Origin of the sequence: Klebsiella sp. ME-303, from assembly GCF_007910085.1 — a bacterium.
Lineage (GTDB): Bacteria > Pseudomonadota > Gammaproteobacteria > Enterobacterales > Enterobacteriaceae > Klebsiella > Klebsiella michiganensis.
The window spans coordinates 68528-81510 of the sequence record NZ_VOJB01000074.1 but is presented as its reverse complement, the minus strand read 5'-3'; the positions used below and the strand labels follow the sequence as shown (position 1 = coordinate 81510).

12 protein-coding genes are annotated in these 12983 nt (G+C 58.0%); 8 read left to right on the top strand and 4 right to left on the bottom strand.

Features of this window, described 5'->3' with window-relative positions; translation table 11 throughout:
• Positions 1-76: 76 nt before the first annotated feature.
• Together envZ and ompR are read right to left on the bottom strand one after the other, a co-directional pair.
• The gene (gene envZ / locus FQK12_RS13455; protein ID WP_014227153.1) at positions 77-1438 is read right to left on the bottom strand and encodes a two-component system sensor histidine kinase EnvZ; all 1362 of its coding nucleotides are present in this window, start codon (positions 1436-1438) and stop codon (positions 77-79) included.
• Complete coding sequence (gene ompR, locus FQK12_RS13450; protein WP_001157751.1) at positions 1435-2154, bottom strand: two-component system response regulator OmpR; 720 nt, start codon at positions 2152-2154, stop codon at positions 1435-1437. The genes envZ and ompR overlap by 4 nt, the downstream gene beginning before the upstream one ends.
• Positions 2155-2391: 237 nt before the next feature.
• Here ompR and greB point away from each other — a divergent pair, with 237 nt between their 5' ends.
• The 5 genes from greB to feoC all read left to right on the top strand — a co-directional run bounded on the left by greB (position 2392) and on the right by feoC (position 8534).
• On the top strand, positions 2392-2871 hold the full coding sequence (greB, locus tag FQK12_RS13445) for a transcription elongation factor GreB (RefSeq protein WP_004106676.1): 480 nt from the start codon (positions 2392-2394) through the stop codon (positions 2869-2871).
• 101 nt (positions 2872-2972) lie between these two features.
• On the top strand, positions 2973-5303 hold the full coding sequence (locus tag FQK12_RS13440) for a Tex family protein (RefSeq protein ID WP_014227151.1): 2331 nt from the start codon (positions 2973-2975) through the stop codon (positions 5301-5303).
• 411 nt (positions 5304-5714) lie between these two features.
• Entirely contained in the window at positions 5715-5942 is a 228-nt protein-coding gene (feoA, locus tag FQK12_RS13435; protein ID WP_004126281.1) for a ferrous iron transporter A, read from the top strand.
• A 27-nt stretch (positions 5943-5969) separates the two neighbouring features.
• Positions 5970-8288, top strand: a complete 2319-nt coding sequence (gene feoB / locus FQK12_RS13430; RefSeq protein WP_014227149.1) for a Fe(2+) transporter permease subunit FeoB — start codon at positions 5970-5972, stop codon at positions 8286-8288.
• Positions 8289-8297: 9 nt separating this feature from the next.
• Complete coding sequence (feoC, locus tag FQK12_RS13425) at positions 8298-8534, top strand: [Fe-S]-dependent transcriptional repressor FeoC (protein WP_014227148.1); 237 nt, start codon at positions 8298-8300, stop codon at positions 8532-8534.
• A gap of 231 nt (positions 8535-8765) precedes the next feature.
• Here feoC and FQK12_RS13420 read toward each other — a convergent pair whose 3' ends face one another.
• Positions 8766-9035 carry a YdgH/BhsA/McbA-like domain containing protein gene (locus FQK12_RS13420; RefSeq protein WP_014227147.1) on the bottom strand — a complete coding sequence of 90 codons (270 nt, stop codon included), beginning with the start codon at positions 9033-9035 and terminating at the stop codon, positions 8766-8768.
• A 111-nt stretch (positions 9036-9146) separates the two neighbouring features.
• Positions 9147-9929 (bottom strand): pimeloyl-ACP methyl ester esterase BioH, encoded by a 783-nt coding sequence (gene bioH, locus FQK12_RS13415; RefSeq protein ID WP_014227146.1) that lies wholly within the window; start codon positions 9927-9929, stop codon positions 9147-9149.
• Between the two features lie 38 nt (positions 9930-9967).
• Here bioH and gntX point away from each other — a divergent pair, with 38 nt between their 5' ends.
• The 3 genes from gntX to gntT all read left to right on the top strand — a co-directional run bounded on the left by gntX (position 9968) and on the right by gntT (position 12925).
• Positions 9968-10642 (top strand): DNA utilization protein GntX, encoded by a 675-nt coding sequence (gntX, locus tag FQK12_RS13410; RefSeq protein ID WP_038422950.1) that lies wholly within the window; start codon positions 9968-9970, stop codon positions 10640-10642.
• 58 nt (positions 10643-10700) lie between these two features.
• Positions 10701-11276: a Fe-S biogenesis protein NfuA gene (gene nfuA / locus FQK12_RS13405; protein WP_004106660.1), complete on the top strand. Its 576-nt coding sequence runs from the start codon at positions 10701-10703 to the stop codon at positions 11274-11276.
• A gap of 332 nt (positions 11277-11608) precedes the next feature.
• Positions 11609-12925 carry a gluconate transporter gene (gntT, locus tag FQK12_RS13400; RefSeq protein WP_004134706.1) on the top strand — a complete coding sequence of 439 codons (1317 nt, stop codon included), beginning with the start codon at positions 11609-11611 and terminating at the stop codon, positions 12923-12925.
• Positions 12926-12983: the final 58 nt, after the last annotated feature.

Sequence of the window (12983 nt, the reverse complement as noted above, 5' to 3'; positions counted from 1 at the left end):
CTCCGGGATACAAGGGCAATGCGGCGGCGTACAGCGTGGCGCCGCCGGGCGTTTTAATGCGGGCGTACCGGCAGAATTAGATCTCTTTGGCGGGCTTTATCGCGGGCAGGGCACGCTGCATCGGCACCGGCAGCCAGGCGCGAATTAATAATCCGCCGCGTTCGCTGGAGCCAAGTTCCAGCTTACCGTTATGGTTATCGATAATGCGCTGAACGATAGCCAGGCCGAGGCCGGTCCCGCTAATCGTACGGGCGCTATCGCCGCGCACGAACGGCTGGAACAAATGCTCACGCTGCTCCGGTTTAATTCCCGGACCGTCATCTTCCACCTGGAACCAGGCCCGGTTCCCCTCGCTGCCGCTGCTGACTTTAATCCACCCGTTGCCGTAGCGGGCGGCGTTGACCACCATATTCGCCAGCGCGCGCTTGATGGAGAGCGGATGCACGCGCAGCGGGATCTCGCCCGGCTGCAGGTCGGTGGCGATTTCTCGCTCGTAGCCGCTCTCCGCCGCAATCACTTCCCCCAGCACCGCGTTAAGGTCCGTCAGCTCCATCGGCATCTCCTGGCCGGTGCGCAGGTAGTCGATAAACTGCTCGATAATGGCGTTACACTCTTCAATATCTTTATTAATCGACTCGGCGAGGTAGCCGTCCTCTTCGCCCATCATCTCCGTCGCCAGGCGGATACGCGTAAGGGGAGTGCGTAAATCATGGCTCACCCCGGCCATCAGCAGCGTGCGGTCATCCGCCAGCTGCTTCACGCCAGCCGCCATGTGGTTAAAGGCGCGGGTCACCGATCGCACTTCCGATGCGCCGTATTCGCGCAGCGGCGGGGGAATAATCCCTCGCCCGACCTGAAGCGCCGCGTGCTCCAGGTCGACCAGCGGTCGGTTCTGAATACGAATAAAGAGCCAGGCGCCGCCAATCGCCAGCAGCATGATCGCCAGGGTGTAGCGGAACAGCGGCGAGAAATCGCCCTGGTGGATTTCGGTCAGCGGTACGCGCACCCAGATATTGGGAGAAAGCCAGGTTTTCAGCCACACCACGGGGGAGCTTTTGTTTACCTCGACCCGCACTTCGGTTGGCCCGCCGAGCTGGTGCGCCATCTGCTGACTTAAGAATTCATAATGCTGCGCCCAGCGCAGGCCTGCGTCTTCCGCCGCTTCGTTGGAATAGAGCGAAATGCCCAGCTCGCGGTAAATCTCGCGGCGAAACGCCGGCGGCACCACCAGCTGAGTGCCGTCTTCTAGCTGGAGTTTATCGGTCATCAGCATACGCACTTCGTAGGCCAGAACCTTATTAAACTGCTGGAGACTGGGCAGGATCGCGAAATTCAGCACCACTAAATAGGTCGTCACCAGGCTGGCGAACAGCAGGGTGACGATCAGTAACAGGGTGCGGGCAAACGAGCTTCGCGGCGAAAAGCGCACGCGTTTCATGCCTTAGAGCCGTCCGGGACGAAAACGTAGCCCAGGCCCCAAACGGTCTGGATATAGCGCGGATGTGCCGGATCTTCTTCCACCATGCGGCGCAGGCGGGAGATTTGTACGTCGATGGAGCGCTCCATGGCCGAATATTCACGGCCGCGAGCGAGGTTCATCAGCTTATCGCGGGATAATGGTTCGCGCGGATGGCTCACCAGCGCTTTCAGTACCGCGAATTCACCGCTGGTCAGCGGCATAGGCTCATCTTCGCGGAACATCTCGCGGGTGCCGAGGTTCAGCTTGAACTTACCAAAGGCGATAACCGCTTCTTCCTGCGAAGGCGCGCCCGGCAGTTCGTTAGCCTGACGGCGCAGTACGGCGCGGATACGGGCCAGCAGCTCGCGCGGGTTGAACGGTTTTGGGATGTAGTCGTCGGCGCCGATTTCCAGGCCCACGATACGGTCAACTTCTTCCCCTTTCGCCGTGACCATAATGATCGGCATCGGGTTGCTCTGGCTGCGCAGGCGGCGGCAAATGGACAGGCCATCTTCGCCCGGCAGCATCAGATCCAGCACCATCAGGTGGAAGGATTCACGGGTCAGCAGGCGATCCATCTGTTCAGCGTTCGCCACGCTACGAACCTGGAAGCCCTGCTCGGTCAGATAACGTTCGAGTAGCGCACGCAGGCGCATGTCGTCATCGACAACCAGAATCTTATAATTCTCTTGCATTGTTTATACTCCCAAAGGTTCACTGCAATTGTCAGTACGTATTCTCAAAAAAGCCCGGGTCGCCCACCAGCGAAATCTGGTATATATTCCAGGCTAAATTGTTACAAAGCATATTTAACAGCAGCTTAAGTATACATTTAAGCATAAGACACATTATTTATCCTGTTGGTATGATGACGTGCGACGAATTGTGCGCAGCATTGCACAAAGATCTGTAATCAGGAGCCGGAACCTTCGATGAAAACGCCGCTGATCACCCGTGAAGGGTATGAAAAACTGAAGAAAGAGATGGATACCCTGTGGCGCGAAGAACGTCCGGAAGTCACCAAAAAGGTGACCTGGGCGGCGAGCCTCGGCGACCGCAGTGAAAACGCCGATTACCAATACAATAAAAAGCGCCTGCGTGAAATCGACCGCCGGGTGCGCTACCTGACCAAGTGCCTTGAGCAGCTGAAAATCGTCGATTATTCGCCGCAGCAGGAGGGTAAGGTCTTTTTCGGCGCGTGGGTGGAGATTGAAAACGATGCGGGCGAGACGAAGCGCTTCCGGATTGTCGGCTACGATGAAATCTTTGGCCGCAACGACTACATCTCCATTGATTCGCCAATGGCGCGCGCGCTGCTGAAAAAAGAGGTCGGTGATTTAGCTATCGTGAACACCCCCGCGGGCGAGGCGGCCTGGTACGTGAACGAAATTGAATACGTCAAAGCCAAATAGGTCCGGAACATTCCGAGAGGCTTGGGTCGCGGCTGGCATTTTAGCGTGCCAGTCCGTATAACTATCCCCCTGATTTTTGATCCTAAAGATGAATTAAACCGATGATGAATGATTCGCTCTGCCGCATTATTGCGGGTGAACTTCAGGCCAGGGCTGAACAGGTAGAAGCTGCCGTTCGCCTGCTTGATGAAGGGAATACCGTGCCGTTTATCGCACGCTATCGTAAAGAAGTCACCGGCGGTCTGGATGACACGCAGCTGCGTAATCTGGAAACCCGCCTGGGCTATCTGCGTGAACTTGAAGACCGTCGTCAGGCGATCCTGAAGTCCATCGGCGAGCAGGGCAAGCTGACCGAGGCGCTGGAAAAAGCCATCAACGGGACGTTGAGTAAAACCGAGCTCGAAGATCTCTATCTGCCGTACAAGCCGAAGCGCCGCACGCGCGGGCAGATCGCCATTGAGGCCGGGCTGGAACCGCTGGCCGATCTGCTGTGGAACGAACCCTCTCACGACCCGGAAACCGAAGCCGCTAAATATATCGACGCCGACAACGGCGTAGCGGACACAAAAGCCGCTCTCGACGGCGCGCGCTATATCCTGATGGAGCGCTTTGCGGAAGACGCCGCCCTGCTGGCAAAAGTGCGCGACTATCTGTGGAAAAACGCCCACCTGGTGGCGACCGTCGTCAGCGGTAAGGAAGAGGAAGGGGCGAAATTCCGCGACTACTTCGACCATCACGAACCGATCGCCACCGTGCCGTCGCACCGCGCGCTGGCGATGTTCCGCGGCCGCAACGAAGGCGTGCTGCAGCTCTCTTTAAATGCCGACCCGCAGTTCGACGAGCCGCCGAAAGAGAGCCACGGCGAGCAAATCATTATCGACCATCTCGGCCTGCGCCTGAATAACGCGCCGGCGGACGGCTGGCGTAAGGGCGTGGTGAGCTGGACGTGGCGTATCAAGGTGCTGATGCACCTCGAAACCGAGCTGATGGGGACCGTGCGCGAACGCGCGGAAGACGAAGCCATTAACGTCTTTGCCCGCAACCTGCACGACCTGCTGATGGCCGCGCCGGCCGGGCTGCGCGCCACCATGGGCCTCGATCCGGGCCTGCGCACCGGCGTCAAAGTCGCCGTCGTTGACGGTACCGGCAAGCTGGTGGCTACCGATACCATCTACCCGCATACCGGCCAGGCCGCAAAAGCGGCGGTGGCGGTTGCCGCGCTGTGTGAAAAGTACAACGTTGAGCTGGTGGCGATTGGCAACGGTACCGCCTCGCGTGAAACCGAGCGCTTCTTCCTCGACGTGCAGAAGCAGTTCCCGAAAGTGACCGCGCAGAAGGTCATCGTCAGCGAAGCGGGCGCGTCCGTGTACTCCGCCTCCGAGCTGGCGGCGCTGGAGTTCCCGGATCTCGACGTTTCCCTGCGCGGCGCGGTCTCTATCGCCCGTCGTCTCCAGGACCCGCTGGCCGAGCTGGTGAAAATCGATCCGAAATCCATTGGCGTCGGCCAGTATCAGCACGATGTCAGCCAGACCCAGCTGGCGCGTAAGCTGGACGCGGTGGTGGAAGACTGCGTAAACGCCGTTGGCGTCGATCTGAATACCGCTTCCGTCCCGCTGCTTACCCGCGTCGCCGGTCTGACCCGCATGATGGCGCAGAATATCGTCTCCTGGCGCGATGAGAACGGCCAGTTCCAGAATCGCCAGCAGCTGCTGAAGGTCAGCCGTCTGGGGCCGAAGGCCTTTGAACAGTGCGCGGGCTTCCTGCGTATCAACCACGGCGACAACCCGCTGGACGCCTCAACCGTGCACCCGGAAGCGTATCCGGTGGTGGAGCGCATTCTGGCGGCGACTCAGCAGGCGCTGAAAGATTTGATGGGCAACAGCAGCGAGCTGCGTCATCTGAAAGCCGCTGACTTCACCGATGAGAAATTCGGCGTGCCGACGGTGACCGACATCATCAAAGAGCTGGAGAAACCGGGCCGCGACCCGCGCCCTGAGTTTAAAACCGCCCAGTTCGCCGATGGCGTAGAGACGATGAACGACCTGCTGCCGGGAATGATCCTCGAAGGCGCGGTGACCAACGTCACCAACTTCGGCGCGTTCGTTGATATCGGCGTTCATCAGGACGGCCTGGTGCATATCTCTTCCCTGTCGAATAAGTTCGTTGAAGACCCGCACACGGTGGTCAAAGCGGGCGATATCGTGAAGGTGAAAGTGATGGAAGTCGACCTGCCGCGTAAGCGCATCGCGCTGACGATGCGTCTGGACGAACAGCCAGGCGACAGCAACGCGCGCCGCGGCGGCGGTAACGATCGTCCTCAGGGCAACCGCCCGGCGGCGAAGGCCGCTAAACCTCGCGGTCGCGAGGCGCAGCCTGCGGGCAACAGCGCGATGATGGATGCGCTGGCGGCGGCAATGGGTAAAAAACGTTAATTCTTTCCGGCCCCTTTTGCTAAGGGGCCGCATTTCTTCCGGCATTCGCCATATTGTGCAAACAAGCATCAGTATTTTCTTATAACGTCGTAATAAGCGCGAATTACGGACGGCGATATTATTATTTTCATTTCGTTAACTATAGAAACTTTAATTAAACATTTAGTCATTAAGAATAATCATCACCTCCGCGACGGCGACAAAATAGAGTTTGCTCAATATCAACAAAAGCTCAATTTTCTCTTTAAAAAGCGAAACGGCCGCATTATATGTATTGATGATAAAAACTATTCTCATTATCATTATTTGCATTGAGTATTTTTTCTTCTTCGTTAGCTACGGTCCCTGGCGCCGCGTCTCCGGCGCATACGGAAAACTCTCTTTTCAGTTGGCGATAAACAAGTAGGTCCTATGCAATTCACACCTGATAGTGCGTGGAAAATCACCGGTTTCTCCCGCGATATTAGTCCGGCGTATCGGCAAAAGCTGCTGTCCCTCGGGATGCTGCCGGGTTCTTCTTTCAATGTGGTTCGCGTGGCGCCGCTCGGCGACCCTATTCATATTGAAACCCGACGCGTTAGCCTGGTATTACGTAAAAAGGATCTTGCGTTAATTGAGCTGGAAGCGGTTGCACAATAATGCCTGACCGGCACTAAGAGTATGAATATGAAAAAATTAACCCTTGGCTTAATTGGTAATCCTAATTCCGGTAAAACCACGCTGTTCAACCAGCTCACCGGCGCGCGCCAGCGCGTCGGTAACTGGGCGGGAGTGACCGTTGAACGCAAAGAGGGTGGTTTCAACACCACCGATCATCAGGTCACGCTGGTAGACCTTCCGGGCACGTATTCCCTGACCACCATCTCCTCGCAAACCTCGCTGGATGAGCAGATTGCCTGCCACTATATTCTCAGCGGCGACGCCGACATGCTGATTAACGTGGTCGATGCGTCCAATCTGGAACGTAACCTCTATCTGACGCTGCAGCTGCTGGAGCTTGGCATCCCCTGCGTGGTCGCGCTGAATATGCTCGATATCGCGGAAAAACAGAAGATCCGCATCGATGTCGACGCGCTGGCCGCGCGTCTCGGGTGCCCGGTGATCCCGCTGGTTTCCACCCGCGGGCGCGGTATCGAGGCCTTAAAAATGGCGATCGATCGCCATCAGCAGAACCAGGCTATTGAACTGGTGCACTATCCGCAGCCGCTGCTGCGGGAGGCGGACAAGCTGGCGCAGGCCATGGCCGCGGATATTCCGCAGCGCCAGCGTCGCTGGCTGGGTTTACAGATGCTTGAAGGCGATATTTACAGCCGCGCCTACGCCGGTGACGCTGCCCACAAGCTGGACGTGTCCCTGGCGCACCTGAGCGAAGAGATGGATGACCCCGCGCTGCATATCGCCGATGCCCGTTACCAAAGTATTGCCGCCATTTGCGATGCGGTCAGTAACACCCTTACCGCCGAGCCAAGCCGCTTTACCGCGGCGATGGATAAAGTGATCCTCAACCGCTTCCTCGGCCTGCCGGTCTTCCTGTTCGTTATGTACCTGATGTTCTTGCTGGCGATTAATATCGGCGGCGCGCTGCAGCCCATTTTTGATGCCGGTTCCGTGGCTATCTTTATCCACGGTATTCAGTGGGTTGGCTATACCCTGCATTTCCCGGACTGGCTGACGGTGTTCCTCGCCCAGGGGATTGGCGGCGGTATCAATACCGTACTGCCGCTGGTACCGCAGATCGGCATGATGTACCTGTTCCTCTCTTTCCTTGAAGACTCTGGCTATATGGCGCGGGCGGCGTTTGTGATGGACCGCCTGATGCAGGCGCTGGGGCTACCGGGGAAATCCTTCGTGCCGTTAATCGTCGGTTTTGGCTGTAACGTTCCGTCGGTGATGGGCGCGCGTACGCTTGATGCGCCGCGCGAACGTTTGATGACCATTATGATGGCGCCGTTTATGTCCTGCGGCGCGCGGCTGGCGATTTTCGCCGTCTTCGCCGCCGCCTTTTTCGGCCAGAACGGCGCGCTGGCGGTCTTCTCGCTGTACGTACTGGGGATCGTGATGGCGATTGCGACCGGACTGATGCTGAAGCATACCATTATGCGCGGCGAAGCGTCGCCGTTCGTGATGGAGCTGCCGGTGTATCACGTTCCGCACGTGAAGAGTCTGATTATCCAGACCTGGCAGCGTCTGAAAGGCTTCGTCCTGCGCGCGGGTAAAGTGATCGTTATCGTCAGTATCTTCCTCAGCGCGCTGAACAGCTTCTCGCTGAGCGGTAAGATCGTCGATAACATCAACGACTCGGCGCTGGCGTCGGTCAGCCGGGTGATCACCCCGGTATTTAAACCGATTGGCGTACATGAGGATAACTGGCAGGCGACCGTCGGGCTGTTCACCGGCGCGATGGCCAAGGAAGTGGTGGTGGGGACGCTGAACACCCTCTACACCGCTGAAGATATCCAGAACGAAGCGTTTAATCCGCAGACGTTTAGCCTCGGCGATGAGCTGCTGGCCGCGGTAGACGAGACCTGGCAGAGCCTGAAAGATACGTTCAGCCTGAGCGTGCTGGCCAACCCTATCGAAGCCAGTAAAGGCGACGGCGAAATGGCAACCGGCGCGATGGGCGTCATGGGCAGCAAATTCGGTAGCGCCGCGGCGGCGTACAGCTACCTGATTTTTGTCCTGCTCTATATTCCCTGCATCTCGGTAATGGGGGCGATTGCCCGCGAGTCGAGCCGCGGCTGGATGATGTTCTCCGTCCTGTGGGGGCTGAATATCGCCTATTCACTTTCTACGCTGTACTACCAGACCGTCAGCTTTAGCCAGCATCCGCGCTATAGCCTGGCGTGCATTCTGGCGGTGGTGCTGTTCAATATCGTGATCTTTGGCCTGCTGCGCAGAGCGCGTAGCCGGGTGGACGTCTCGCTGCTGGCGACGCGCAAAACGCCGTCCACCTGCTGCCAGAGTCCGGCGGGCGATTGCCACTAAGGAGCGATGATGGCGTCATTAATTGAAGTCCGCGATATGCTGGCCCTGCAGGGGAGGATGGAGGCAAAGCAGCTCAGCGTCCGCCTGAATACGCCGCAGCCGCTGATTGACGCCATGTTGGGCCGCCTGCAAGCGATGGGGAAAGCGGTGAAAGTGACCGAAGATGCCGATGGCTGCCTCTCCGGCAGCTGTAAAAGCTGCCCGGAAGGCAAAGCCTGCCTGCGGGAGTGGTGGTCGCTGCGCTGATTGGGCTGTGAAGGCAGGTTTCCCGGATTGCGGCTAACGCCTTATCCGGGCTACGAATTTGTGCGGTTTTGGGCTTGGTAGCCCGGGTAAGGCGTTTACGCCGCGACCCGGGAGATTCGACCACAGATTTGTACGGTTCTGGGGTGGGTAGCCCGGACAGGCGCAACGCGCCGCTTCCGGGAACCGACTGCGGCATATACCGCAAGCGGGTCCTGAGACCCGCTTTCTGGCTTACTTGTAGACGTCCGCGTTAGCGTGAACCGTTTTCTCGTTCTTCTCGCCTGCAATCACCACAAAATAGGTGCCGCCCAGCTCATCCGCTTTTTTCGACAGATCGCGCTTTGCATCCATCGGAGAGGTTGTTCTGGAGGTGGTAATCGAACCAATTTTGGTCAGGTTCAACTTAGCCACTTCGTCTTTTTGAATTTCCTTGGCGGCGAACGCGCCGAAGGACAGGGAGCCAATCACCAGAGATGCAACAATTCCTGTAACAAGTTTCATAGCCTCTACTCTCCATTAGGTTGTTTTTTTTAGGTCACGGGGCCAGCGTGAAATAGTCAACCCCCGCAACAACCTAAGTATTGCTGCACCCAGCGTTTTTACCACGTCCCGCTAAAAAAATTTATCGATCTCACGCTTCAGCTCGATCAGCGGAGCGCAAAACGCCTGCGGATGTGAAATGAACGGCGCATGGGCGGCTTTATCGAAGACAATCGACGTGCTTTTGGGCCACAGCGCATCGAGAAGCGGAATGATTTTACGCGGTACCAGACCGTCCAGCCGACCGTACAGACGCAAAAACGGCATGGCGAGGGCGGTCAACGGCTGGCGTAAATCGGCGGTTTTGAGGATCTCCAGCCCGCCGTTTAAAACGTCCGGCGACGGCATCGGTAGCGACAGCACCGTGCTCTTCAGCGCTCTCGCATCCTGCCGCGCGCTTTCGGTACCCAGGGTTTGCAGCGCCAGAAAGCGTTCGACGGTGCGTTGAAAATCTTCGCTCAGCTGCTGCTGAAATCCGCTCAGCACGTCGGGCTTAATCCCGGGCCAGCTGTCGTGAGCGCTAAAGCAGGGGGAAGAGGCCACGGTGACCAGCGCCTGCACGCGATCGGGATGGGATAACGCGACCTGGCTGGCCACCAGCCCGCCGAGGCTCCAGCCTAGCCAGATAGCGCGCTCCGGCGCGTTTTCCAGCACCCGCTGGGCCATCTCTTCCAGCGACATCGCGCCAAAGCCGCCGCTGCGGCCATAGCCAGGCAGGTCGACGAGGTGCAGCGTAAAATGCGAAGCCAGCTGCGGCGTGATGCAATCCCACACTTTGGCATTCAGCCCCCATCCGTGCAGCAGCACAAGATGACAATTTCCTTCGCCCGTGGTCTGCCACGCGATCGTTTTCATCAGTTACTGTTCTCTTTCCACCAATACGAGGGGGAAATATGCTAACAGCACACAGCTTATGCTGGCTATGCCAAATGCCGCTGGCCATCGCCAGCTGGGGGATCTGCTCGCGATGCGCGTCGGCGCTGCTGGCGTCTGAACCGTTGTGCCCGCAGTGCGGCCTGCCGGCCCAATCAAGCACGCTGCCCTGCGGGCGCTGCCTGCAAAAACCGCCGCCGTGGCAGCGGCTGGTGACGGTGAATGACTATCGACCGCCGCTGAGCGGCCTGATTCACCAGCTGAAATTCAATAAGCGGCCCGAGCTGGCCCCGGCGCTGGCGCGTCTGCTGCTGTTGCGCATTCGCCAGCGTCGGGATCTTCCCCGCCCGGACCGGATAATTAGCGTGCCGCTCTGGCAGCGTCGTCAGTGGAAGAGGGGATTTAATCAGAGCGATCTGCTGTGCCGACCGCTCTCCCGCTGGCTGGACTGCGCCTGGCGCAGCGATGTGCTAACCCGCCGGCGCCGCACCGCCACCCAGCATCAGCTCAGCGCCAGATTGCGCAAACGGAACCTGAAAAACGCCTTCCAGCTTGAATTGTCGCTCCAGGGCCACCATATCGCCATTGTGGATGATGTCGTCACAACCGGAAGCACCGTCGCCGAGATATCCCGCCTGCTTTTGCGAAACGGCGCCGCGACGGTTCAGGTATGGTGTATATGCCGTACCTTGTAGACCCCTGCTGATGGGCGTATAATAACCCAGTAAAATAGTCAACTATTAGGCCAACGCTATGATCCGTATTTCCGATGCTGCACAAGCGCACTTTGCCAAACTGCTGGCAAATCAGGAAGAAGGGACACAAATTCGCGTATTTGTGATCAATCCCGGCACCCCTAACGCCGAGTGCGGCGTGTCCTACTGCCCACCGGATGCGGTGGAAGATTCCGATACCGCGCTGAAGTTTGAGCAACTCACCGCCTACGTCGATGAGCTTAGCGCGCCGTACCTGGAAGACGCTGAAATCGATTTTGTTACCGACCAGCTGGGCTCCCAGCTGACGCTGAAAGCGCCAAACGCCAAGATGCGCAAAGTGTCCGACGATGCCCCGCTCATGGAGCGCGTTGAGTACCTGCTGCAGTCGCAGATTAACCCGCAGCTGGCCGGCCATGGCGGGCGCGTCACGTTGATGGAAATCACCGACGATGGCCTGGCGATTCTGCAATTCGGCGGCGGCTGCAACGGCTGTTCGATGGTTGACGTGACGCTGAAAGAGGGGATCGAGAAGCAGATGCTGAACGAGTTCCCGGAACTGAAAGGCGTACGCGATCTGACTGAACACCAGCGCGGCGAGCACTCCTACTACTGATTTCCCCGCCCGGCAGCCTTTTCGCGGCCGGGCGACTCCCCTCATGTTCCCGCGCAACATTTCCCGCTAAGCGACCCGGCAGAAACCCGGGAAAGAGTATGACTTAAGTCTCATATTTGAAATTTTCACCGCCCAGGTGATTCTCAAACTTCATATGTTACCCGTATCATTCACTTCAGGCGCCACAGATAAAAAAATAGCCAGCTATCCTTTCTCTGGGTAAGGATAAAGCCAGCTTCTACGGCGTCAGACATTTTTTGTTCCGGTCGGAACGGATGAAGTCAATGTTGAAACTATGACGTTACCCATAACAAATTAAGGCCAGGTAAATCATGCCATTAGTCATCGTTGCTATCGGGGTTGCCCTGTTATTGTTGCTGATGATCCGTTTCAAGCTGAACGGGTTTATCGCTCTGGTTCTGGTGGCACTTGCCGTCGGGCTCATGCAGGGTATGCCTCTGGATAAAGTTATCGTCTCCATCAAAAACGGCGTTGGGGGGACCCTCGGCAGCCTCGCGCTGATCATGGGCTTCGGCGCGATGCTCGGTAAAATGCTGGCGGACTGCGGCGGCGCGCAGCGTATCGCCACCACGCTGATTGCCAAATTTGGTAAACAACATATTCAATGGGCGGTTGTGCTCACCGGCTTTACCGTCGGCTTCGCCCTGTTCTATGAAGTGGGCTTCGTACTGATGCTGCCGCTGGTCTTTACCATCGCCGCATCCGCCGGTATCCCGCTGCTCTATATCGGCGTCCCGATGGCGGCCGCGCTCTCCGTCACGCACGGTTTCCTGCCTCCGCACCCGGGCCCGACGGCCATTGCCACTATTTTCCATGCCGACATGGGTAAAACCCTGCTGTTCGGTACGATTCTGGCGATCCCGACGGTTATCCTCGCGGGGCCGGTTTACGCACGCTTCCTGAAAGGTATCGATAAGCCGATTCCGGAAGGCCTGCATAACCCGAAAACGTTCACTGAGGAAGAGATGCCGGGCTTCGGCGTCAGCGTCTGGACCTCTCTGGTGCCGGTTATTCTGATGGCCATGCGCGCCGTGGCCGAAATGGTTCTGCCGAAAGGTCATGCCTTCCTGCCGATCGCGGAATTCTTCGGCGACCCGGTCATGGCCACGCTGATCGCGGTACTGATCGCCATGTTCACCTTCGGTCTTAACCGCGGTCGTTCCATGGAGCAGATTAACGATACGCTGACCTCCTCGATCAAAATTATCGCCATGATGCTGCTTATCATCGGCGGCGGCGGCGCCTTCAAGCAGGTGCTGGTCGATAGCGGCATGGATAAATACATTGCTTCTATCATGCATGAATCCAATATGTCCCCGCTGTTTATGGCATGGTCGATTGCTGCGGTACTGCGTATTGCGCTGGGTTCCGCCACCGTTGCGGCGATCACCGCGGGCGGTATCGCCGCGCCGCTGATCGCCACCACCGGCGTGAGCCCGGAACTGATGGTGATCGCCGTTGGCTCCGGCAGCGTTATCTTCTCTCACGTTAACGACCCGGGCTTCTGGCTGTTTAAGGAATACTTCAACCTGACCATCGGCGAGACCATTAAGTCGTGGTCGGTGCTGGAAACCATTATCTCAGTGTGCGGCCTGGTAGGCTGTCTGCTGCTGGGGATGGTGGTATAAGCTGCTTGTCCGCCTAAAACGAGCCGGGTCGCCGCGAGGCGAACCCGGCTTTTTTATG